The 23,321-nt window shown below is 69.7% G+C and carries 15 protein-coding genes; 4 read left to right on the forward strand and 11 right to left on the reverse strand.

Features of this window, described 5'->3' with window-relative positions; all coding sequences use genetic code 11:
• Position 1: 1 nt before the first annotated feature.
• Both VMS22_06670 and VMS22_06675 read left to right on the forward strand, forming a co-directional pair.
• A complete protein-coding gene (locus VMS22_06670; GenBank protein HXJ33710.1) occupies positions 2 to 3,562 on the forward strand; it encodes an AAA family ATPase in 3,561 nt (1,186 codons plus the stop codon).
• A 25-nt stretch (positions 3,563 to 3,587) separates the two neighbouring features.
• A complete protein-coding gene (locus tag VMS22_06675; protein ID HXJ33711.1) occupies positions 3,588 to 4,217 on the forward strand; it encodes a hypothetical protein in 630 nt (209 codons plus the stop codon).
• A 17-nt stretch (positions 4,218 to 4,234) separates the two neighbouring features.
• Here the strand turns inward: VMS22_06675 and icd are convergent, their stop codons facing one another.
• Positions 4,235 to 5,626 carry an NADP-dependent isocitrate dehydrogenase gene (gene icd / locus VMS22_06680; protein ID HXJ33712.1) on the reverse strand — a complete coding sequence of 464 codons (1,392 nt, stop codon included), beginning with the start codon at positions 5,624 to 5,626 and terminating at the stop codon, positions 4,235 to 4,237.
• A 72-nt stretch (positions 5,627 to 5,698) separates the two neighbouring features.
• Between icd and VMS22_06685 the strand changes: the two genes are divergently transcribed.
• The gene (locus tag VMS22_06685; protein ID HXJ33713.1) at positions 5,699 to 6,580 is read left to right on the forward strand and encodes an ABC transporter permease; all 882 of its coding nucleotides are present in this window, start codon (positions 5,699 to 5,701) and stop codon (positions 6,578 to 6,580) included.
• An 18-nt stretch (positions 6,581 to 6,598) separates the two neighbouring features.
• On the opposite strand, the gene VMS22_06690 is transcribed toward VMS22_06685, so the two are convergent.
• The 6 genes from VMS22_06690 to VMS22_06715 all read right to left on the reverse strand — a co-directional run bounded on the left by VMS22_06690 (position 6,599) and on the right by VMS22_06715 (position 16,181).
• The gene (locus VMS22_06690) at positions 6,599 to 8,731 is read right to left on the reverse strand and encodes a PQQ-binding-like beta-propeller repeat protein (GenBank protein HXJ33714.1); all 2,133 of its coding nucleotides are present in this window, start codon (positions 8,729 to 8,731) and stop codon (positions 6,599 to 6,601) included.
• A gap of 133 nt (positions 8,732 to 8,864) precedes the next feature.
• On the reverse strand, positions 8,865 to 9,233 hold the full coding sequence (locus VMS22_06695; GenBank protein ID HXJ33715.1) for a hypothetical protein: 369 nt from the start codon (positions 9,231 to 9,233) through the stop codon (positions 8,865 to 8,867).
• Positions 9,230 to 11,854: a glycosyltransferase gene (locus VMS22_06700; protein HXJ33716.1), complete on the reverse strand. Its 2,625-nt coding sequence runs from the start codon at positions 11,852 to 11,854 to the stop codon at positions 9,230 to 9,232. The genes VMS22_06695 and VMS22_06700 overlap by 4 nt, the downstream gene beginning before the upstream one ends.
• Positions 11,855 to 11,931: 77 nt before the next feature.
• On the reverse strand, positions 11,932 to 13,842 hold the full coding sequence (locus VMS22_06705) for a class I SAM-dependent methyltransferase (protein ID HXJ33717.1): 1,911 nt from the start codon (positions 13,840 to 13,842) through the stop codon (positions 11,932 to 11,934).
• Entirely contained in the window at positions 13,829 to 14,974 is a 1,146-nt protein-coding gene (locus VMS22_06710) for a glycosyltransferase family 4 protein (protein ID HXJ33718.1), read from the reverse strand. The genes VMS22_06705 and VMS22_06710 overlap by 14 nt, the downstream gene beginning before the upstream one ends.
• Before the next feature lie 16 nt (positions 14,975 to 14,990).
• On the reverse strand, positions 14,991 to 16,181 hold the full coding sequence (locus tag VMS22_06715; protein HXJ33719.1) for a methyltransferase domain-containing protein: 1,191 nt from the start codon (positions 16,179 to 16,181) through the stop codon (positions 14,991 to 14,993).
• 214 nt (positions 16,182 to 16,395) lie between these two features.
• On the opposite strand from VMS22_06715, the gene VMS22_06720 reads away from it, so the two are divergent.
• Positions 16,396 to 17,919 carry a hypothetical protein gene (locus tag VMS22_06720; protein HXJ33720.1) on the forward strand — a complete coding sequence of 508 codons (1,524 nt, stop codon included), beginning with the start codon at positions 16,396 to 16,398 and terminating at the stop codon, positions 17,917 to 17,919.
• A gap of 24 nt (positions 17,920 to 17,943) precedes the next feature.
• Here the strand turns inward: VMS22_06720 and VMS22_06725 are convergent, their stop codons facing one another.
• The 4 genes from VMS22_06725 to VMS22_06740 all read right to left on the reverse strand — a co-directional run bounded on the left by VMS22_06725 (position 17,944) and on the right by VMS22_06740 (position 23,252).
• Positions 17,944 to 19,923, reverse strand: coding sequence for a choice-of-anchor Q domain-containing protein (locus tag VMS22_06725; GenBank protein HXJ33721.1), 1,980 nt, complete (start codon positions 19,921 to 19,923; stop codon positions 17,944 to 17,946).
• Positions 19,924 to 20,123: 200 nt separating this feature from the next.
• The gene (locus VMS22_06730; GenBank protein ID HXJ33722.1) at positions 20,124 to 21,671 is read right to left on the reverse strand and encodes a glycosyltransferase family 4 protein; all 1,548 of its coding nucleotides are present in this window, start codon (positions 21,669 to 21,671) and stop codon (positions 20,124 to 20,126) included.
• Between the two features lie 56 nt (positions 21,672 to 21,727).
• Complete coding sequence (locus tag VMS22_06735; protein HXJ33723.1) at positions 21,728 to 22,264, reverse strand: acyltransferase; 537 nt, start codon at positions 22,262 to 22,264, stop codon at positions 21,728 to 21,730.
• Positions 22,257 to 23,252, reverse strand: coding sequence for a Wzt carbohydrate-binding domain-containing protein (locus VMS22_06740; GenBank protein ID HXJ33724.1), 996 nt, complete (start codon positions 23,250 to 23,252; stop codon positions 22,257 to 22,259). The genes VMS22_06735 and VMS22_06740 overlap by 8 nt, the downstream gene beginning before the upstream one ends.
• Positions 23,253 to 23,321: the final 69 nt, after the last annotated feature.

The following is a 23,321-nucleotide window of genomic DNA, read 5'->3' on the forward strand; positions in this document are numbered from 1 at the left end:
CGTGACCCCTCCAGCCGAGCTGAACCATCATTCCTTCGCGAACCCGCCGCGCGGCGCGCCGCCGTTCGTCGGACGCGCGGCCGAGCTCGAGTGGCTGCGGGGTTGCCTGGAGTCCGCGCTCGCGGGCCGCCCGCGCGTCGCCCTCGTCGTCGGCGAGCCCGGAATCGGGAAGACGCGCCTGCTCCGGGAGCTGCAGACGCACGCCACGGCGCGCGGCGCGTCGGTGTGCGTGGGGCGAGGCCACGAGGACCTGGCCATTCCGTTCCTGCCCATCGCCGAGGCGCTGGCGCCGCGCGTGCAGAGCATGTCGGCGTCGGTCGCCCGTCTCCTGGGCGGCGACGCCGACGTCGTGCGGCGTCTCGTCCACGGCGACGTCGCGACCGGCGCCGTCCACGACTCGCACCGGCCGTGGCAGCCGCACGATCCGAAGCTCTTCCTCGCCGCGTCGCGCGCCGTGATCGAGCTCGCGCGGGAGGAGCCGATGGTTCTCATGCTCGACGACGTGCACTGGGTGGACCAGGCGTCCCTCGAGCTCTTCACCCACCTCGTGCTCGGCATCGCCGACGTCGCCGGGCGCGACCGGCTGCCGCTGCTCGTCGTCGCGTCGAGCCGTCCGGTCGAGCCGACGCACCGGCTCGGCCGCGCGATCGCGCGCTTCCAGCGCGACGACGTCTGCGAAACCCTCGACCTCGAAGGCCTCGGCGAGATGGACCTCACGCGCCTCGTGCAGGGGCTCGGCCTGCGCCGGCCGTCGCATCAGATGATCGCGGTGGTGAACGAGGCCACGCATGGCAACCCGCTCTTCGTGCAGGAGGTGATCGATCACCTGCGGCGTCACGGCGCAATCCGCGAGCAGGGCGGCACCCTCACGACGAGCGCCTCGGCCGCCGACGTGCCGCTGCCGCTCGACGTGACGACCGCCATCGCCTCGCGGACCGACGCGCTCGACGTCGAGACGCGACGCCTGCTGACGCTCGCCGCCTGCATCGGCGATCGCATCGTGCCCGAGGTGCTGGCCGCGGTGAGCGCGACGCCCCAGGCGGTCGTGGTCGAGCGGCTCGACGGCGCGGTCGCCGGCCGGCTGCTCACGACCGACGGCCGTGCTTTCCAGTTCGCGCATCCGCTCATTCGGCGTGCCTTCTACGCCACGCCATCGCCGAGCCAGCGCCAGCGGATGCATCTCACCGTGGCGAGCGCGCTCCGCGCTCACTACCTGCCGGCCACGCCCGACGGCGACCTCGAAATCGCCCATCATCTGATCGCCGCCGGACCGGCCGCCGATCCGATCCACGTCGTCGCGTACGCGCGCCGCGCGGGGCACCTCGCCTTCTCGCGCGCCTCGTGGACGGACGCGGCGCGCTGCTACGCGGCCGCGCTCGACGCCGGCGGCGAGACGATTCCCGTACGGGAACGCGCCGAGCTGCACCGGCTGGCCGGCCTCGCGCACGCCCGCGATCAGGACGCGGGCCCGTGCCTCGACCACTACGAGAAGGCGATCGCGGCCTTCACCGAGGCCGACGATCCGCGCGGGCTGGCGCGCTCCCTCATGGGAAAGACGCGTGCCTGCTTCACGCTCGCGTCGGTCGGCTACGGGACCCTGATCGATCCCGGTCCGCTCACCGCCGTCGCCGAGCGGCTCGCCGACGACGACCCCTCCTTGTGCGGGTTCGTGTGGGCCGAGCTCTCGCAGGTCTACTGGACGGCCCGGCGCGCCGGCCAGGCACGCGAGATGGCCGAGCGCGGGCTCGAGATCGGTCGCCGTCTGGGCGACGATCCGCTCGCCGCCGAGTCGCATCGCTCCGCCGCCCTCGCGGCCAGCCAGGCGCTCGATCCGCGCGGCGCGCTCGAGCACCTGGAACAGGGCCTCGTCTGCGCGCGACGTGGCGGCGACTCCTGGATCGAGAGCAACCTCCTGCAGCGCCGCCCGCTGGCGCTCCTCTGGAGCGGGCGGCTCGCCGACGCCGACGCGGCCGCGTTCGAGGCCGCGGAGATCACGCGCCGCCTCCACGACTGGGGGGACAACTCCCTCGCCGAGGGCGCGCTCACCTGCCTCGCGGTCGCGCGGGGCGACTTCGACGGTGCCGAGCGACACGCCTACCGCGCGATGGCCCTGCTGCAGCGGTCCGGCTATCCGTGGGCGGGACCGACCGCGCTTCCCGCGCTGGCGTGCGCACGCATCGCGCGCGGTGCGTTCGGCGAAGCCGAGGACGCGCTCGCCATCCTGGGCGACCCGGGGCAGGTGTTCGACGACCCGGGGCCGGCGATCCAGTTCGCCGTCTTCGTGCTGCGCCAGGCGGTGCGGGCCTGGACCGAGCGTCCCGAGGATCTCCGTGCGGAGCTGCACGACCGCTTCCTGCCCCTCGCCCGCCCGATCACGAGGGACGACGCCGCCGATGTCTACGCGGTCGGCATGTACGGCGCCCTCGTCGAGACCGCCGAGCGCCTCGCCGCGCCCGAGCTGGCCGAGCCCGTGTACGACGTCCTCGTGCGCGCCGCCGAGCGCGGCGTCGTCGTGTCGAGCGGATGGGTGTGTCTCACCGCGCGCGTCCTCGGCGCCGCCGCGACGATGCTGCACCGGTGGGACGAGGCCCAGGCCTGGTTCGAGACCGGGCTCGCGCAGGCGACGACGCACGGCATGCGACCCGAGCTGGCGCGCATCCACCTCGGCCTGGCGCGGCTGCTCGTCGCGCGTGGACGGCGCGCCGACCGCCGGCGCGCGGTGGACCACGTGGGCCGTGCCCTCCCGATCCTGCGCGAGCTCGGCATGACGCCGTTCGAAGACCAGGCCCGCACGCTCGCTGCCGTTCTCGAGACCGCCGCCGCGGCCCCTGCCCAGCTCGAGAGCACCGAAGGCCTCAACCGCCGTGAGCACACGATCCTCTTCCACCTCGCGCGCGGGCACGACGACGCGACGATCGCCCGCGATCTCGTGCTGCGCGCCGACACGCTCGCACGCCATCTCCGTACGCTGTTCCGCAAGATCGGCGTCGACACCCGCGCCGAAGCGGTCCTCTACGCCCGCTCCCTCGGGGTCGTGCCCGAGCCGCCGCCGGCCCGCGATCGCCCGCTCGCCGTGATCCTGTTCACCGACATCGCCGGGTCGGCTGCGCTGTTCGACCGCCTGGGGGACGCGGCTGCGCGCGAGCTGGTGCGCACGCACGACAGCATCGTCCGCGACGCGCTCGCTCGCACCGGCGGCGTCGAGACCAAGCACACCGGCGACGGGATCATGGCGACCTTCGCGTCGGTGTCGCTGGCGCTCGACTGCGCCGTCCTGCTGCAGCGCCAGATCGCGGCCCACAACGCGCGCTCGCCGGAGCGCCGCCTCGGCGTGCGCGTCGGCATCAACGCCGGCGAGGCGATGCTCGAGGACCACGACTTCTTCGGCACCGCCGTCACGGCGGCGGCACGCATCTGCGCGCGCGCCCGTCCCGGGCAGATCCTGGTCGCCGAGGTCGTCCGGCAGCTCGCGTCGGGTCAGGCCGTCCGGTTCACCGACAAGGGGCGGGTCGCGCTGCGCGGCTTTGCGCGCCGCTACCACCTCTTCGAGGTATCATGGTAACCGGCGAAGAGAGGAGGAACCCTCCATGCCAGGGATGCCGGATCTGATCCTTCGAGCCCCGGTCTTTCACCGCCTCGCCAAGGCCTCGCGCCTGGCCGGCGCCAGCTCGAACCCGCTCGTCGACGAGATCATCACCCGCCTGAACGGCGATCCGTCGCAGCCGGCGAACAAGATCCCCCAGATCATGCAGGACATGGGGTTCTATGCCGACGCGCCGGCGGCCGAGCACTTTCGTCGCGACTGGCTGAACGATCCGCCAGGCGGCGGCTTCTGGCAAACGATCGACACCGAGTCGATCATCCGCAAGGGCATCGCGGTCGCGCTCGAGAAGTTCAAGGACGTCGGCAAGCCGCTCGAGTTCTTCTGGGTCATCTCCGGCGATCAGACGACGAGCCGCTGGGAGATGACGGTCACGGTCTGCAAGCGGGTCATCGTCGTCATGTTCCACACGCCGCAGTTCCCGTGCTTCGTGCCCACCAAGGCGAGCACCTCGATGACGGTCATCCGGCCAGAGGGCGGGGCCATCATCGCGCGCCCGGTGCTCGAGCCGAACCCGCCCGCCCCCGCCGGTGCGGCCGCGGCCAAGAAGAAGCCGAAGACGAAGCACAAGAAGAAGACGAAGCACCCGAAGGGGCCGAAGAAGAACAAGAAGTAGGCGCGCCCCGCGCGCGCCTACATGTGCTTCACGATCTCCTTCGCGAAGCCCGAGCACGAGACCAACGTCGCCCCGTCCATCAGGCGGTGGAAGTCGTAGGTGACGGTCTTGGCGCCGATGGCGCCGTCCATGCCCTTGATGATGAGGTCGGCGACCTCGTTCCACCCCAGGAACCGGAACATCATCTCGCCCGAGAGGATCACCGAGCCCGGGTTCACCTTGTCGAGGTTCGCGTACTTGGGGGCCGTGCCGTGCGTCGCCTCGAAGATGGCGTGGCCCGTCACGTAGTTGATGTTGCCGCCGGGCGCGATGCCGATCCCGCCCACCTGCGCCGCGAGCGCGTCGGAGAGGTAGTCGCCGTTCAAGTTCGGCGTCGCGATGACGTCGAAGTCCTTCGGGCGGGTCAGGACCTGCTGCAGCGTGATGTCGGCGATGGCGTCGCGGACCATGAGCTTCTGCTTCCACTTGCCGTCGCCATGCGTCGGCCACAGTGCCAGCGCCGCCTCGACCTCCTTCACCACCTTCGCCTGCTGGTCGGGCGTCATCATGTCGTAGCCGGGGTCGATCTCCTTGGCGTTCGCCTGCGGGGTGAGATCGGCCTTCCCCTCCTTGTTCCCGAGGATCCAGCTCTCGCGCTCGGTCACGACCTTGTCGCGGTACTCGCGCACCGCGAGCCCGTAGCCCCAGTCGCGGAACGCGCCCTCCGTGAACTTCATGATGTTGCCCTTGTGGACGAAGGTCACGCTCTTGCGCTTCTGCCCGAGCGCGTAGTCGATGGCGGCGCGCACGAGCCGCTCGGTGCCCTCGCGCGATACGGGCTTGATTCCGATGCCGCTCGTCTCCGGGAAGCGGATCTTCTTGACGCCCATCTCCTTCTGCAGGAAGGCGATGAGCTTCCTCGCCTCGGCGCTCTCGGCCTGCCACTCGACCCCGGCGTAGATGTCCTCGGTGTTCTCGCGGAAGATCACCATGTCGACCTGTTCGGGGCGCTTCACGGGCGACGGGACGCCCTTGAAGTAGCGGACCGGGCGCAGGCAGACGTAGAGGTCCAGCATCTGGCGCAGCGTCACGTTGAGCGAGCGGATGCCGCCGCCGATCGGCGTCGTGAGCGGTCCCTTGATGCCGACCAGGAACTCCCTGAACGCGGTGACCGTCTCCTCCGGCAGCCAGTCCTTGAACTGGTTGAACGCCTTCTCGCCGGCGTAGACCTCCATCCACGCGATCTTCTTCTTCCCGCCGTAGGCCTTGGCGACCGCGGCGTCGAAGACGAGCTGGCTCGCGCGCCAGATGTCGGGGCCGGTGCCGTCGCCCTCGATGAACGGGAGGATGGGCTTGTCGGGAACCTGGAGCTTGCCGCCGGCGATGCGGATGGGATCGCCGGCGGGGGCCTTGGAGATGGAGTACGCCATGAGGGCCAGAAACTAGAATTCGGAGAGCGGCGCAAGGGCGTGTCGACGACGTCCGGGTGGCGCCGGACCATCATGCCGTGGCCGGTGCTGGAACCTCCGCCGGACGTCTGCTACCTGATCCGCCGCGCGGCGATGTGGTACCGCTTCCTTAACCCGCTGCGACCGATGCGCGACCTGTACGTTCACCGCGAGCTGCTCGGCCAATTCGCGCGGCGCGAGATCGAGGCGCGATATCGCGGATCGTACCTGGGGCTACTGTGGTCCCTCATCACGCCGCTCGTGATGCTCGCTACGTACACGCTCGTGTTCTCGACCATCTTCCAGGCACGGTGGCGCGTCGACGCCGTTCCGCAACGCGGCGAGTTCGCCCTGACGCTGTTCGCCGGCCTCATCGCCTTCAACCTTTTCGCGGAGTGCGTGACGCGCGCGCCGACGCTGGTCGTCGCGAACACGAACTACGTGAAGAACGTCGTCTTCCCCATCCAGATCCTGCCCGTGAGCGCCCTCGGTGCCGCCCTCTTCCACGGCGTCGTCAACGTCGCGATCCTCCTCGTCGCGAGCCTCGTCGTGTTCGGCACGTTGTCGCACACCCTCTGGCTCCTTCCGGTGGCGGCCCTCCCGCTGCTGGCGTTCTCGCTCGGCCTCAGCTGGCTCCTCGCGTCGCTCGGCGTCTTCTTGCGTGACACGACCTACGCCGTCGGCATGGCGACGCAGATCCTCTTCTTCCTGACGCCGGTCTTCTACCGCGCCGACGCGGTACCCGAGCCGCTGCGCACCGTCCTCGGCCTCAACCCCCTCTCCAACATCGTGGAGGACTTTCGCCGCGTCCTCGTCTGGAGTCAGACGCCCGACTGGACTGCGTGGTCGATCGCGATGGCGACCTCCGCCGCCGTGTTCGTCCTCGGCTACGCCTGGTTCATGATCACGAAGCCGGGATTCGCCGACGTGTTGTGAGCGTAGCGCCGGGGCGGTTCACTCGCCCATCGCCCGATAGTGGCGCGGGGTGTTCCGGCGGACGGTGCCATGGTCGGCCGCCCAGCAGCGATCGGGTGCATCGAGGCGTCGAAGCTCGATCCTGACCGATTCCGTGGCCGGGAGGTCGGGAACGACCGCATGCTTCCCGCCACCCGTCGCCTCGAATCGCGACTGGCCCCCGGCGCCTGCCCGAAGCGAAAGACGGGACAGCCCGTCCGGCGCGCGCGCATCCCTGTATTCGAAGCCGTGGCGCGTTCGTCGCCAGCACCGCACCGCGCCGCACCCTCCGGCGGGCGCCGTCGCGCGCAGTACGACCCTCCCGGACTCCGTGATCCCGCAGACCGCGTACCCGGCGGCGGCCCGTGGATCTCCGAGATTCGCGACGGTCGTCGCGGGCCCACTTCTGAGCGTCCACAGGAACGAGCCGCGAGAGGACCGTGGGCGATCCACCGCGAGCCGACCGCCGCCGCTCACCATCGACCGACCGCACGACGCCGTCGGCTCCGCGAGGCACCCATTGGTCGGCGAACATTCTCCGCAGGGCGCACACGGAAGCTCGGACGACCCCGCGCAGATACCGCCGTGGCACGCATCACCCAGGGTGCAGACGGAGCCATCGTCGCAGGCGGAGCCCTCCGCGGCGGCCGTCTTGCAGTCGGCGGCGCAACAGTCGCCGCCGACGAAGTTCCCGTCGTCGCACATTTCGCCCGCATCCACGGTGCCGTCGCCGCAGGCAAGTGGCGCGCCGTCGTCAGCCGCGAACGTCGTCACCGTGAACGTGGGGAGGGAGGACGGGCCCGTACCCGGCAGGACGGCCGCGTGCCCACCGCCGACGGCCAGCGTCCCGTTCGCGGTGCGAGTCGCACCGCGCGGCTGGTACCAGCCCGGGACGTCCGGGGTCTCGCCCCCTTCGCGGCGCCACAGCTCGTGAAGATCTGCCGCGGCGAGCCGTGCGGCCAGGAAACCGAAGTCGCGGTAGCTGCCCACGACGAACAGATCGCCCGACGACGGATCGAGGACGAGGGCTGCGCCGCGACCGCGGGCGCCGCATGGACAGGGATACACGTTGCCCGGGTCGCGCGGGAATTCGTGGTCGGCCACGAGGGTGCCGTCGTCATGCGCGAGTCTCTCGACCCACAGGGTGTGTGGCGACAGCAAGGCGGCCTGCCCCTGCTGGATCGTGCTCGTCTCGAGCACGGCGACATCGCCGTTCCCGAGCACGGTTGCGTCGTCGACGCTGCGCACCTCGTGGGTCCAGCTCGGTTGCCCGGCGGTGCCGGAGAGCAACGAGATGGTACCGGTGATCATGAAGTCGGAGCCGGTGTTGCCCGCGCCGACGTAAACGTCGCCCGCAGCCGACACCAGCAATCGCTTGGCCTCGCCACTCGGAGGCTGAAGCATGGTGGCCCAGACCTCCATTCCCGTCGCCTGATCGACGCGCGCGACCGCGCTCCCCTGCAGGAACGTTCCCAGGGTTCGCCCGAGGAGAACGGGATCGCCGCTCGGGTGCAGGGCGACGGCGACACCCTCCCCTTGTACGCCCGTATACGTCCACGACGGGAGCCCCGTCTGCGCAGCGTGCCGCCTGAGCGTCATGCGCGATTCGAAGCTCATGGGATCGACCGTCGTCGTAGCAACGAAGACGTCGCCGCTCGGGTCGACCGCGAGCCCCACTGGTTCCTGGAATGTCGCCGGAGCGTCCTGGCGCCAACGGATCGCGCCGGTGGCGCCGTTCAGCTTCACGACGGTCAATTGCGAGTCGACCCCGGGCGACGACGTGCGTCCGGCGGCGATGACGTCGCCGGCGGGATCGATGGCAACCGCGACGGCTTCGTCGGTTTCGTTGGGCGGCATGTGCACCGCCGGCCCGGCAAGCACCGTCCGCCACAGCTCGGACCCGTCCGCCGAGGCGAGCCGCACCACAGCGAAATCGGCCCCGGTGGCGGTCTGGTCGATGAAGCCCCCGGCGACCACGTCGCCGCCGGGCGCCGCCGTGACGGCGAGCGCGGAGCCTTCCCCGCTTCCCGTGCCGCTGAGCCGTGCCTGCCACGCGCGAGCAGCAGTCGAGGTGGAGAACACCAACGCCGCGATCGACAGCGCGATCAATCGACCTGTGCGTCTCGACGGCATCGATCGACCTTGCTCGTGTGCTTACCACCGGGAGCCACGGTCGTGAAGAGCGTCGCTCCCTGCCAAGCACTGCCTCGTAGACTTGCATCGACGAGATTCAGCCCCGATCGCGCGCCACCCGGCGCGCGCCGCCTCACGTCGCGCCGTTTCCCCTCCGCGGGCTCCCGGTGACCTCGTCGCTCCGCTCCAGCTCGACCCGGAGCACGGCCATGCGGTTGCGCAGATCGACCAGCTCACGCGCGATCTCGTCCATGGCGTCGAGGATGGCCTCCTGGACGCGCGCCTGGCGGTCGAACGCCGACGCACTGAACCAGTACACGAAGCGCTTGAGGCCCAGGAGACGCCCGCCGAGCGGCTCGGCGCGGAATCGATGCCACTGCTCGCGTGCCTGCATCGCCAGGGAGATGCTGCGCTGGGACGCCGCCTCGCACGCGCGCAGGCGGGCGTCCATGGTCCGCAACAGCTCGTCCACGTTCGCGGAATCTTCGGGGTGCGTCGTCATCGTTCGCTCTCCGGGGAATCGGCGGCGTCGCTCACGAACACCTGGCGGATCCACACCTGGCTCGCCCGACTGTCGAGGTTCCGCCACGGCTGTACGCGCAGGCGCACGGCGACCTGGTCGTCCGGCGCACCCACGATGGGCAGGTCGGTCCGCCTCCGGAAGTCGGGCTGCCGCTCGAACAGATCGAGGTAGACGGGCGGCTGTCCGTCCACGTCGACGGCGAGCACGCCGCTCCAATCGTGGCGCAGCGTCACCAGCGACAGCACGCTGCCGCCGGGGACCTCGAAACGCAGCGCCGCGCCCGGGCGCTCGGCGACCAGATAGGTCTCACCGGGACGCGGCTCCCGCTCCTCCCACGCTCCGACCCGTTCGACGGCGCGCGCATCCCGGAACGGGATCGCCGAGGCGACGTGCCGGCGCCGACGCTCCCTGGCCCGCGCATCCATGCGCCGGACGACGCTCTCGTAGACGGGGATCATCCGGCGCGCCATGGCGAGGTGATCGAGGTCGCGAGCGACTTTGGCGCGCGCGGCCTCACCCAGTCGGCGACGCAGCTCGGCGTCGCCCATGAGCGCATCGAGCGCGGCCGTGAGCGCCTGCACGCTCCCCGGTTCGACCAGGACGCCGTCGACACCGTCGGTGATGAGCTCGGGAATGCCCGCGCTCCGGCAACCGATGACCGGCTTCCCGTACTGCATCGCTTCCGGGTAGATCAGCCCGAACGACTCGAACAGCGACGGTGCCACGAACACGTCGCACGCCGCGTAGAAGCCGGCGAGCCGCTCGTCGGATACCGCGCCGTGGAACGTGACCCGATCCAGCCAGGGCGCTCCGGCATGTCGCCGCAGGAACTCGCCCTTGAGACGCGTCCCCGTGCCGTCGGCGCCGCAATCGTCGCCGACGAAGTCGCACTGCCAGTCCGGATGACGCACCAGCAGGTCGGGCAATGCGTCGAGCAGCACGTGCGCACCCTTGCGGTATTCGAGGCGGCCGACGAAGAGGAGGCGCCGGCATCCCGTGTTCACCGGGAGATCCGGGCGGCGAAACGGCGCGACGCCGAGCGGCGTGCGATGGAGGGGAGGCAGGTGCTCGCGGTCGAGTCCCACCTTCTCGCGATAGACGTCGAGCACCCCCCACGAGGGGCAGCAGATCGTATCGGCCTGCTCGATCTGCCACCGATCCAGGGCCAGGTAGGTTCGCAGCCCGTCGTCGAGCGTCCAGCCCTGCGTCTCGATGATCTCCGCGAGCGGCGTGACCAGCATGATCACGAACGGGTGAAGTCGCGCCAGGCATACCCCGAGGCCGCAGAGGTTCCAGTTGGTCGTGTGCACGACGTCGATCGTGATGCCTTCGCGCTCGAGCGCCACGAGCTTGTGGGGGACCGCGGCCGCGTACGCGGTGATCTGGTTCACCATGGGTCGATCGGGGAACATGACGTTGTCGACCAGCTCTTCCCCGGACACCGCGTGCAGTGTGAAGCCAAGCCCGTCGCGCCGAATTCCGAAGTCGCCGCGGCAGATCACGTGTACCTCGTGCCCGAGCCGATGCAGCCCCTTGGCGAGATCGTACGTGTAGCGCTCGACACCGCCGATGTGATCGAACGGGGGCACGCGATCGGTGACGAGGGCGACGCGAAGGCGGCGCTCCGGCCGCTGCGCGCCGAACGGGAGAAACGCCGGGGGGATCGCCGCCCGCGCCAACCGCCGCCCACGAACGAGCGCCGCCCACATCCCCATGACGATTCCCAGCGGCCACTCCCACAGGAAGAAGCGAAGCACGCCAGCCGCCGACGTCTGGTCTTCGCGGTAGAACTTGAACACGTCCGCGACGAAGTGCTTCCGCGGCGCGACCCGCAACGTCGTGAGGAACCGGCGGAGGCGGCCACCTCGTCCATTGTGCATGCAGTAGTACGTGTCGTCCCGGGCGATGACCCGATAGTTTCGGCGGAGCGATTTGCCCGCACCAGGCGACGATGCAGGATAGTGCCGCACGGCGCCGTCGGGGATGGCGACGGTCCGGTAGCCGGCTCTCGCCAGGCGAAAGCAGACGTCTGCCTCGTCGGCGTAGTAGAGAACGTTCTCGTCGAACCCTCCGACCTCGACGAGCGCCGAGCGGCGGAACGCGCTGTTGCAGCCCACCGTGCGCCGGACCCACCGCGTCCCGTCCGGCTTCGGCGCGTCCGGCCGGGAGCCCCAGAACACCTGGAACGCGTAGTCGGACGTCATGCCCGATTCGAACTGGAGCAGCGTACCATCGCAGTGGATCGCGGGCCCCGCGACCGCGCCGACGCGCCCGCTCCGATCGGCATCGAAGACCTCGACGATCCGGTCCAGCCAATCCGGCTCGGCCGGCCGCGCGTCGTCGTCGATGAAGATGACGATGTCTCCAGTCGCCTGATCGATCCCGAGGTTGCGCTGCGCCGTCATGCGTCCCACCGGCGAGCTCACGACCTTGATGCGGCCGTCGTACTCCCGCAGCACATCCGCCGTGCGGTCGCTCGAGGGACCGTTCACCACCACCACCTCGAAGTGCGGATAGGTGAGATGGCCGAGCGACGCGAGCAGCTGCTCCACGTAGTCCGCCCGGTTGTACGTGACGACGATGATCGAAACGCTGGTCATTGCTCGCGGGATCGTGCGCACCCGCCGACCGGGCGGCCCGAGCTTCCGCCTTCAGCTACCATGCGTCGGACGGTCCGTCACCCGGGCTTGTGATAGCGCACGAGGCGCAGGCCACCCCAGATGACCGGATGACCGGACACGACGCGATCTTCTGGCGTCTGCTGCACGGAGAGCATCCCGCAGTCGACCAGCCGGTCGGCATGCTTGCACAGCATCTCGTCGATCGCCCGCGCCACCTCGAAGTAGTTGGCGTCGTGAAACAGCATGTAGGCGTTCGGCGCGAGCACGCGGAGCGTCCCCTCGATGTCCCGGACCACCCCCGGGTACTCGTGGTCGCCGTCGATGAGCGCGAAGTCGAACAGCCCTCCGGCCGACTCGATCGCCTGGGGGAGCACGGCCGGCGAAGGCCCCGCTATCATGGTCGCCCGGTGGCTCACCTGCGCCCAGTGCTCGGGCGCGACGAGGGGCTGGGGATCGACGCAGACGAGTCGCCCCGCGCCGAGGTCGTCGAGCGCGGCGCCGATGATGAGGGCCGAACCACCCTTGTGGGTCCCGATCTCGAGGCAGCGCTGCGGCCGCAGGCCCAGGACCAACGAATAGACGAGCACTCGCTCGGGCGCCGTCATGTGCGCGGGGGTCGTGTAGATGACGCCGAACCGGGCGGGCCGGGTGGAAAAGTTGTGGTTGGCGGGAACGTCCTGCGCGCTGGAGCTCATGCTTTCCCCTTGGTCGTCGACACGGGTGTACGCGATCGCCTGGTAGAAGATCAGTTGGTTCGCATGGCTGCGTGGGTCGCGGATCTCGCCACCCCGCAAGGTCAGGCGATGCCTGCCGGGGGCCAGCCCGCGCAGATGGACCCGGCGGAAGCCACCCTGCGAGCCGTAGAGATTGAGCACGTCCGCGCCGATGCCGTCGACCTCGATGAAGGCGTACCCGCTCCAGTCGTGCGACCAGAGAAAGAGGAGCAGGTCGGTCCCCTCGAAGTCGAAGGCGAGCGACGAGGCGTCCGCATCCATACCCCGGCGGGCGGTCATCGTGCGGTGCAGCGGCGCGATCTCCCACCGGCCCTCGTAGGCGATGGCCTTGGACTCGTGATGATACGTCTGTTGCAGATAGCGCGGACGCCGATAGGCGTCCCGACGGCGTGCCAGCAGCACGATGCTCGTCGCCAGGTCGGGCCGGTCCTGGAACTGTTCGGTCCAGGCCTTGATGAACGCCGGCTCCGTGATGGAGGCGTCCCAGTCCTCTTGAACGCTCGCATTGAATCCGTGTGCGACGACGACGTCGAATCGCGGCGCGAGGTACGCCGACAGCTCTCCCCAACCCATGAGCGACAGGTGCTCGACGCTCGGGCAGTACCGCTCGCCGCGGAGGCGATAGAGGTAGCCATCCGCGTTCGGCGTCGTCAGCACGAGCATCCCGCCCGGTCGCAGGACGCGATGGATCTCGTCGAGGAACGCTTCGACGTTCTCGACGTGCTCGATGCATTCGCCGGCGAAGAACAGGTCGACGCTCGCGTCGTCCAGGGCGAAGCGATCTCCCCGCGAGGTGATGTACATGTAGTTGTTGCCGTACGGCCACCGATGCTCGGCCGAAACCCGCGCCGACGCTTCGAGCGCGGAGCGCGAGATGTCCATGCCGATCGCGTAGGCGCAGTGCCGGAGCTTCGGGTAGATCTGCCCGAAGCCCCACGATCCGACGCCGTAGTCGACGCAGACCTTGGTCGAGAGGTCCCCGACCGGCAGCGCCTCGAGCAGCGCGACGCGGCGCTCGTGGCTCGCGAGGAGCAGCGGCGACAAGGTCGGGTACACCTCTCCGCCCATGGCGATCGCCTCGGCGAATCCGCCGTCGTAGGCGTCGACGAGCTGGTCGGGTCCCTCCTGCGCCATGCCGTCGAGGACCCGTCCCCCGTTCGACGGCGGTATCGGCAGCGCTGCCGCCGCGCCGGTGCGCGTCTCGGCGCCCTGCCCGTCCTCATGCTCTTGCATGCAGTGCTCCGCCGTCCTCGCCGCCGAGCGCGTGCGACCACGCGAACAGCGGGCTCCAAGTGCCCGAGCGCAGAAACTCCACGACTGCAGCCAGCCGCGCCCTCACCTCGGCGGCGGAAAACCGCCGCAGTGCTTCGCGCTGCCGCACGACCACGCTCGCCCGCAGCATCCGATCGCGCACCAGCCGATCCACGATGTCCGCCACCGACGCGGGGTCCCACCGGTCGACGACGATGCCCCCGCCTCCGAGCGTCTCGGGAACGGCCGTCGCCCGAAGCGCAACGACCGGGACGCCCAGCGCCATCGCGTGCGCGACGGGAATGCAGAACGCCTCGTGCTCCGTTGCGCAGACGAAGACGTCGGCACCCCGCTGATAGGCGTTGAGTGCGGCGTCGCTCACCTTGCCGGTGAAGACGACGCGCTCGGGCGCACGCAGGGCGAGGCGTTGCTGCTCGAGCTCGGCCCGGAACGCGGGATCGGCCGCGTCGTTCCCGACCAGGAAGAGACGCGAGCGGGGGTTTCGCCCGTGGTACTGATCGAAGAGGCGGAGGAGCTGGTCGTGACGCTTGTTGCGCGCGACACGCCCCACGAACACCAGGTTCACGTCGCCGCTCGACTCGAGCTGGGTCAGCAGCGACGCATCGACCGGATCCCGACGAACCTCGTCGGGGTCGATGACCGGATACATGTGCAGCGCGGGCCGCGGGCGACTCAAAAAGCCACACACGGTCGCCAGCGCGTCCCGCGACAGACCGATGATCAGATCGAAGCAGTTCACGAGGCGGCGGAGCTGCGCATAGCCCTCCGACGTCATGCGATGGAGCTCGGATCCGGCGGCGAAGAAACGTGGTGGGGTGATGCCGTGGAAATAGATCGCCCGTCTCCCGTGGATCGCGTGTACGGTCCAGGTCGAGGTGTTGTAGTTCCAGTAGTGGAACAGGAGGCCTCCCTCGGGATGGGCGAGCACGTCGTGCCGCGGCCGGGTCTCGCCGAGCAACGACGGTGCGACCCATTTCGCCGGGGCGTGGATCGTGCCGGACTCGCCGAGCTCGCGCAGCAAGGCCGCCGTGCCGAGGGCGACGTTGGTCACGCCGTCGCCGACGTCGAGCGCTTCCATGACGTGATGGATCACAGCGGAGCGATGCTCGTCACTGGCGAGCGACGATCTCCATCTCGGGACACATGCCGTTCATGCGGCCGGTGACGAGCACGTCCACGTGCCGGAATCCGACGTCGACCAGGAGGTCGCGCAGCGTTTCCGGCGTGAACATCGCGAAGTGATCGTCCCCTTCGTAGTCCTGCCATCCGAACGTGACGAGCTTGAACTCCTGCAGGGTCATTTGCCCGTCCCGCACGCGCTCGAGCATCACCGCCCAGTTCGGGCACACGATGCGGAGCCGGCCGTCCGGTCGAAGAAGGCTCTTCCAGTACGGGAGCAATCGGGTGCGCGCGTGGTGCTCGCGGAAATGCTCGACGAGATGCGAGGAAGCGATCTCGTCGAGCGAGCCCGCCTCGAAGGGCAGGCGGTGCACGTCGGCGACGACGTCGACCCCCGGCAGCGCGCGCAGGTCGACGTTCAGGTAGTCCGGGAGCAGTTTTTCGCCGCAGCCGAGGTTCGCCCGCACCGCCGCTCCCATGTCCTTCAGGCGCCGCGCGTACGCCTCGGGATCGACGATGCGCGGCTCGGGCCAGTCGGCGGGTGGTTGGGAGATTTCGCGCGCCTCGAGCGACACGCCTTGGTATTTTCGCTGCAGCACCGTGATCCAGTCGGCGTGGCTCATGAAGCCCTCGCGGAACTCACGCAAGAGCGCCATGTCCTGGCTGGCGAGCCCGTCGATGCGGCTTCCGATGTCGCGCAGTGCCGAGTCGATCTCGCCGAGCCGCTCCATGCGGTGACGTCCCGCGTCCACGATCTCGCTCGAGAACAGCGCCTGGAGGTGCGCGACGCGTTGGCGGAGCGTCGCGAGCTCCTGGACGATCGGATCGAGCGGGCGCTCTCCGGGCGGCGCCGCGAGCGATTCGCTCCAGCGGCGGAGCGCACGTACCTCGGCCATCAGCAACGTGAGGACGTCGAGCACCTCGCGGTTGAAGGCCTCCTGGGAGCGACCGACGAACCGGAGCACGAAGTTGAGCGCGCGCTTCACCTGTAGCCGCAACCCTCCGCGCTCGTCCCACAGGAAGCGCGGCGCCGGATGCTGGTAGAGCTGGTTCAGGTGCGTCGGGAGCTCGGCGATCGGTGGTGGCGGCGGCGGCAGCGACGAGATGATCGTGGGCTCGTGCGCGCTCGCGTCGCCTTCGGCCGTGTCGGCCCGCATGGGGATGGAGGTCACCGAGGCCATCGCAGGTACGCCGCCGTGCCGCGCGCGAAACGCAGGCTATCCACCTTCGGGGGCACTTCGGCGCGGAATACCAGAGCCATCCGGTGAGGGCAACGTGCACGCCACCGCTCGATTCCATCGGTCCACATGTGATATCCCGCGCGCGAGCGCGCAGCATGAGCACGCGGTTACTCGTCGTCGCCACGTGGACCGCGTGTCGGAAGGACTCGCAGGCGTGACGTCGCGCCGTTCGACGACCGACATCTTGCTCGTGTCATTGCTGGTGGTCGCCGCGGTCGGGGTGCGATGGGTTCTCTACCGGGACCTTCCTGCGCTCCTCACGAACGACTCCTGGGACTACTTGAAGGCCGCGCAGGACATCCGCCGCGACCTGGACTTCTTCAGCGCGGGGCTCCGCGACGTCCGACTACCCGGATACCCGACGCTGCTGGCACTCGCCTCGCCGCTCGTGGGGTGGCGTTCGGACTCGATCGTCCTCCTGCAGAGCGTGCTTGGCCTCACCACGGCCGCGATCGGATGGGGGATCGGCAAGGTCCTTGGCTCCCGGTTGATCTCATGGGTGATGGTGGTGTTCCTCGCGCTCAACCCCGTCTACCTGCTGAACGAGCACGCGATCATGGCCGAAGCCTTCGGGCTCACCCTCTATCTGCTCCTCGTCTTGGTCGGGCTCGCGTGCCTCGTTCGACCAGGGGGCTCCGTCGGCTGGGTCGCGTTCGGCGTGGTGCTCGGCGTCTGCACGTTGACGCGCGCCAACGTGGTCGCGCTGGGCGCCGCGATCGCCGGGGGCGCATGTCTTCTGCAGCGACCGGCGAACGGAACGTGCGGCGACGTTGGTCGCCTGAGGCGCAGTCTCGAGTATCTCCGCCCGGTGCTCCTGACCGTCACGATCACGTCCATCATCGTCACGCCGTGGCTCTGGCGAAACTGGGCGGCATATGGACGGCCGTCGTTCTTCAGTTCGACGAATCGAGTTCTCGTCATGTACAAGAACATGCACCGGCCCTTTGACTCATCGATGCCGACGCTCGCGCGAGTGAACGAGATGCTCGAATACGATCACATCGATTTCGAATGGCTGTGGCGGTTCAGCAACAGGTTCGACCCACGAGAGGCCGAGGACCTGGCGAGGCGCATCTTGGACGAGCAGATCGCCAAGGATCCGTGGCTCCACGTCTCGCAGATCGGCGAGAGTGCGGTTGCCTTCGGTGGATTCGGGCCCGCCACGGTCGACGACCGCTCAGCCCTGCTCTTCTGGTTCGACGTGGAGGTCGGCCACGTCGGCAACATGGAGGCCCTGAGTCGGAGCGAGGCTGCGTCCCGATTGCCCCACTGGACCTTCGTTCCCCGGGGTCGCGACACGCCCACGACGGCCCTCTTCGCTCGGGCGGGCCACGCCTATCTTCGACCGGGGAGAGCCGTCGTCTCTCTCGGCTTCCTCCTGGCGCTCGGCCTCTACTTCGTATGGATCGTCCGGTTCCGAGGTCGTGCGCGCGGTGCGAGGTCGGCGGTCGTTCTCGTCCTCGCGATCGGCTACTTGGGAACGGTCGCCATGCACGTGGCGATGCTCATGGACTGCGATCGCTTCGCCAGCATGTTCGACTTCTTGAGCGTCCTCATCACCGTTGCGATCTTCGAAGAGGTGCTCGTCGCGCGGCACGAACGACCTGCGAGGTGGCCATCCGTCGTGGCGGTCTCGCCGGACACCGAGGATCGTGAGTCTGCCGGAGCTGCCCCCTGAAGAACCGCCCCGGCGACCCCGCCACTAGGGAGTGAACTCGTACGCCCCGAGGTCGGGCGAAGGCCCGGACGGTCGCGCGGCACCGTCCAGGTCGACCGCCACGCCACTCGGTCCGGCCTGGTTCACCGCAGGCGATCCCGCGGCGAGATGGTAGTCGTTGTCCGGGTCGCCGCTCGAGACGAACCCGGCGTTCGGCGCGGTCACCACCCCGCTCAGGTTGATGGTTCCCGAGGGCACGTTGAGGACGTCCCAGATTCCCGCGTTGGAGTCGTGGATGTTGTTGGCGAAGAGCACGCGCGTCACGTCGGCGGTCGCGTTCTGCGCCACCCAGAGAGCCGCGTTCGTGTAGACGCCCGGCTGGGTCGCCGGCGAGTTGTGGTTCGCGAAGATGCAGTTGTTGAACGCCGCACGCGTCTGGAAGCCGTTGAGCGGCAGGATGCCGACCCCGCCACCGAGGAGATGGGGTTCCCCGAGGTGATTGTCGGCGATCGTCGCATGCTCGACCGTTCCGGTAGCGCCCTGGATCCACATCGCGCCGCCCCCACCGCCCGCGAGCGTGCCCGAGCCCACCGATACCCGGTTGCTCGCCATGACGCTGTTCCTTATCGTGAAAGGCAGATCGACGCCGTCCCGCGACCCGATCGCAATCGCCACACCGCCGCCCTCGGAAATGCCACCGTACGCGGCGCCGTTGCCCCCTCGCGCCTCGTTGTCGACGAAGGCCACGCGATCGAGCGTCAGCGCCGTCATGGTTGCCATCATCGCCCCGCCCTGCGCGATCGAGCTGTCGCCCACGCTGTTCGTGCCGTCGCCACCGTGGGCCAGGTTGCCGACCAGCGCCGCGTCGGTCAGTGTGAGTGTTCCCAGCTCCGCAAAGAAGGCGCCGCCGAACGCGCCGCCGCCATCCCCGTTCAGCGCATTGCCGCCCATCGCGACGTTTCCGCTCGCGGTGACGTGCCGGAGATCGGCCGAGCTGTCCACTTCGATCGCCACCGCGCCGCCGAGCGCGTCGGCCTTGTCGGTTCCGGCGGTGCCGTCGCCGTTCGAGTTGCCGCCGGTCGCGGTGTTGTTCGTGAAGACGAGGCCATCGGCGCTCACGCCGTATCCGAACGTGATCATCGCGCCACCGAGCGCGTAGCCGCCGGCCTCCTGACCGTCGCCCCCGTGCACGGTGTTGGCGTCGAAGGTGACGTTGGTGAGCGTCGCGGGGGACGTGGTCCCTGGTGTCCCGGTCAGCGCCAGGCCACCGCCCGAGCCGCGTCCACCGTCGGCCTGGCTCGTGGTGCCGCCGACGGCCGTGTTGTTACGGAAGATCATGTTGCGCAACGTGACGGGGCAGGTCCCGGAAAGCATGCCTCCGCCGAACGCCCACGTCTGAGCGACACTGGTGCCCGCCTGGCCGTGCGCCATGCCGTTCTGGATCGTCAAACCGTCCATCTCGATCCCGGCGGCCGGATGGGTGGGTCCGCTGTGGACGGCGACGACGCCCCGTCCCTGCCCTTGCGCATCGATCACCGTGTCGCTCGGATCGCCGGTCGGCGTGTCCCAATTCGGCGGGACGAACCCTCCGAGGATCGTGGCGTACTTGTCCACCACACACACGACGGCGTGGTCCGCACCGGTCCCCGCGTCGCACGGCGTCTGCCCGTCGAAGACCCCGACACCCACCTTGATCGTGGCCGCCGTTCCTCGCGGAATCAGGTTGTCGACGACGTACTGGATCGTCGCGCAGGGCGAGTCGAACGTCCCACACCCCGCGACGTCCACGCCGCCGGGCGCCGTGGCGAACGTGCCCACCGACTGCGGCTTCGTGCAGACCGAGAGCCCGTTCTTTCGGCAGCTCCGCAGGACCGTGCGTTTGCACTTCCGGGCACGTCCGCCGCCGTCGATGCATGTCTGGATCGCGGGCGCGCAGACCTGCTTGCAGTCGCGCAAACGGGTTCGCGCGACCGCGGGCATCGCGCACACGAGCACCAGGAGACCGACGAGAAGGCGGAAGGGCATCCTAGCAACCGACGGGCCCGATCGCGCACGGCGGGCGCCGAATCGACCCTCACGGCGTCGTGCGCGATTCCTCGCGATCCGGCGGAGAGCTTCGCACGACGCGACCGGGACCACCGCACAGCACCGTCCGCTCGGCGGCCCTTCGGCGACGAGGCTCGGCGCGTTGGAATCGCGACCGGGCGTCGAAAATGCGTCGCTCCTCACCGGCGCTTCATCGTCACGATTTCCGAAGCGTCAAAGGAGCCGCTCGTCGGACGTCTGCTCCCTTCCACCTCGCCCTCGTCGATGCGCAGTCGGGCCATCTCCTGCTCGACCTCCACGAGGGCGGCGAGCAGCGCCTCCTGCGCTTTCGCCTGTCGGTCGAACGCCGACGCGGTGAACCAGCAGACGAGCTTCTTCAGCCAGGCGAGTCGGCCGCCGATCGGCTCGGTGCGAGCACCCTCGAGCAACTCGCGAATGCGATGCGTGCGAAGCGGGACCGCCGTCGATCCATCGGCAGCCGGGACGCCGGCCACGTGTGCGGCGATCGTTTCGAGGATGCGGTCGACGGCAGGATCGCTCGATCGGCCGAGGCGTGCGCGTCGACCCGCGCGCCCGCCCGCTGCGACGCGCTCGTAGACCGCGACTAGCCCGGCCGCCATCGCGCGGTGGTCGAAGCGTTCCCGCACGCTCGTCCTCGCCGCGTCGCCCAGGCGCTCGCGGAGCGCTGCGTCCGACATGAGACGGTCGAGCGCTCCCGCCAGCGCCTCGGCGTCGTCCGGCGGCACCAGGAGTCCGTCCACGCCGTCGCGCACCACCTCGGGAATGCCACCGGTGCGACACCCGACCACCGGCTTTCCGTACTGCATCGCCTCCGGGTAGATGAGACCGAACGACTCGAAGAGCGACGGCGCCACGAAGACGTCGCACGATGCAAAGAAGCGCGCGAGCTCCTGATCCGCGACCGGCCCACGGAAGTGGACGCGATCCCTCCATGATCCGACCGGCCCGGCTTCGAACGTCGCGCGAAACGTCGCGTCCGTCCCAGGAGCGACGACACTGTCGTCGCCGACGAGGTCGCACTCCCAATCCGGATGGGCGGCGAGCAGCCGCGGGAGCACCGCGAGCAGGACGTGAATGCCCTTGCGCTGCTCGAGACGCCCCACGAACAGCAGCCGCTTCCGCCCTCTTCCCGCGACGGGCGACGCCGGCGTGGGAGCGACCCCGAGGGGCGTGCGGTACATGGTCGGTCGGCCCCGCAGCGAGAGGCCCATCGTCTCCTCGTACACGTCGAGGACACCCCACGACGGACAGCACACTGCGTCGGCGTTCTCGACCTGCCAGCGGTCGAGCGCGACGGCGTGGCGGAGATCGTCGGTCGGCTCCCAGCCGTGGCCGCCCATGATCTCGCTGAGTGGGGTGACGAGCATCAGGACGAGCGGCGCCAGACGCGCGCACAGCACGCCCAACCCACACGCGTTCCAGTTGGACGCGTGCACGACGTCGAACGCGATGCCCTCTCTCTGCAGCGCGGCGATGCGCCGGGCGGCCGCCACTGCGAAGCGGGCGTTCGTGCTGCACACGGGATGCGACGAGAACCCGATACGGTCGTCCAGATCCGTGGGTGCGATCCCATGGATCGTGAACCCAAGCCCGTCGCGCCGGATCGGCACGCTCCCGCGCGCGACGACGTGCACCTCGTGGCCCAGCTCGTGGAGGCCGCGCGCGAGATCGTAGGTGTACCGCTCGACCCCTCCGATCCGATCCACGGGCGGGACGCGGTCGACCACGAGGCACACGCAAACGCGCCGCGTCGGGGTCACCCTCAGGAACGGCTCTTCCGGTCCGGTATGCGGCCGACGAAGGTCCCGATCTTCTCGACCGCACGCGTGAGCGCGTCTCCGGAACGATGCTCGCGCCACGGCTCGATGTCCAGATAGTGGAAACGGTCGCTCGTCTCGCGGAGCCGGCGGTGCTTCGCCGCCAGTGCTGCCGCGGTCCCGTGGACGCGTGCGGGATGCCCATAGGCGACGGCGCCGGCGGGGACGTCGGAGGTGACGAGCGACCCGGCGCCGACCACCGCGTGCGCGCCTATCTCGACGCCGCACAGGATGGTCGCGTTGGCGCCCACGTAACACTCCGACCGCAGCACGACGCGCCCGAACTTCACCGGCTCGCCCAGCGCGTTGTTCAGCGCCGAGTCGTGGAGGAGGATCGACACCCCGCGAGCGAGCACGACGCCGTCCTCGATGGTGAGCAGCGAAGCAAAATCGGGCTCGACGTACACGTCCGCGCCGAGGAACACGGCCTGCCCGATGCGCGCCCCCAGGCGGCGCAGGCCGTCGACCCGCGGATCATCCATGCGGGGCATCCCCTTCGAACGTGGCCGCGGCGACCGCGACGGGCTCGTGGTAGACGTACCACACCGGACGCTGGGGATCCCCGCCCACGTTGAACACCGCAGCGATGTCGATCTGATCCATCGGAATGCGCCGCGTGAGGTCCTCGGAGCACTCGACGACCGCAGCCAGAACGGAGTACGAGCCGGGACCCAGCCGCACGTCGAACGCGAACTCGACCACGAGCCGTGACGCCGATGCGTCCAGCCGCACGCGCTCGTCGATGGTCGTCGTCCCGAGGATGTCCACGCGATTGCGATCGCGGACGATGTAGGAGAACTCGATCCGACCGCTGACCGGTGCGAGCCGTTCCGCATGCAGTCGCAGCCGCACGCGCTGGCCGAAGGCGATCTCGGACACGGGCTCCTGCGTGACCCAGTCGAGGACCTCGACGGCCGTGAGCCGGGCTCGCCCGTTTCCGTACCGTCCGACTTCGCTGTCGGTCGAGCCGAGACGCGGGTCCGATCGGAAGGCGAGCGCCGGCGAGGCGTGAACGCGCCCGCCGAGCCACGACACGAGGGTGACCCGAGCACCCGGGCGCTCGGCGGGGGCGATCGCCACGATGTGCGGCCCCGGTGCGAGCGCGAAGCGATAGGTCTGGGGACGCGCGGTGATCGCATGGAGGTCGGTGCGACGGGGCTGGCCGTCGATGCTCACGTCGACCGGGCTCGCGTCGGGGCCGCACCCGAAGGTCAGCTCGAGGAGCGTTCCCGCCGTCCGGAAGGCGGCAAGGGCGCGAGGGTCGTTCGTGTAGCGACCGAAAGCCTCGCCCTCGCGAAGCGTGAACCAGGGCCAGATGCCGCGCAGAAAGAGCCCGTCGGCCGACAGATCGAGATCGCCGGCGAGCTGCGGGAGCACGGCGTCGTCCGGCGGCACGGCGGACCGGGCGGCTCCGGCGGACGTCTCGACCGCTGCCTCGGAGACGATCTCCCCGTTCTGCGCCTCGCGCATGCGCGTGTCGGCCAGATAGCGCTCCACCGCGACACCCGCTTCCCCGAAGTACCGCAGCGCGCCGCCATC

It is taken from the genome of Candidatus Eisenbacteria bacterium (assembly GCA_035577985.1).
Lineage (GTDB): Bacteria > Desulfobacterota > Binatia > DP-6 > DP-6 > DATJZY01.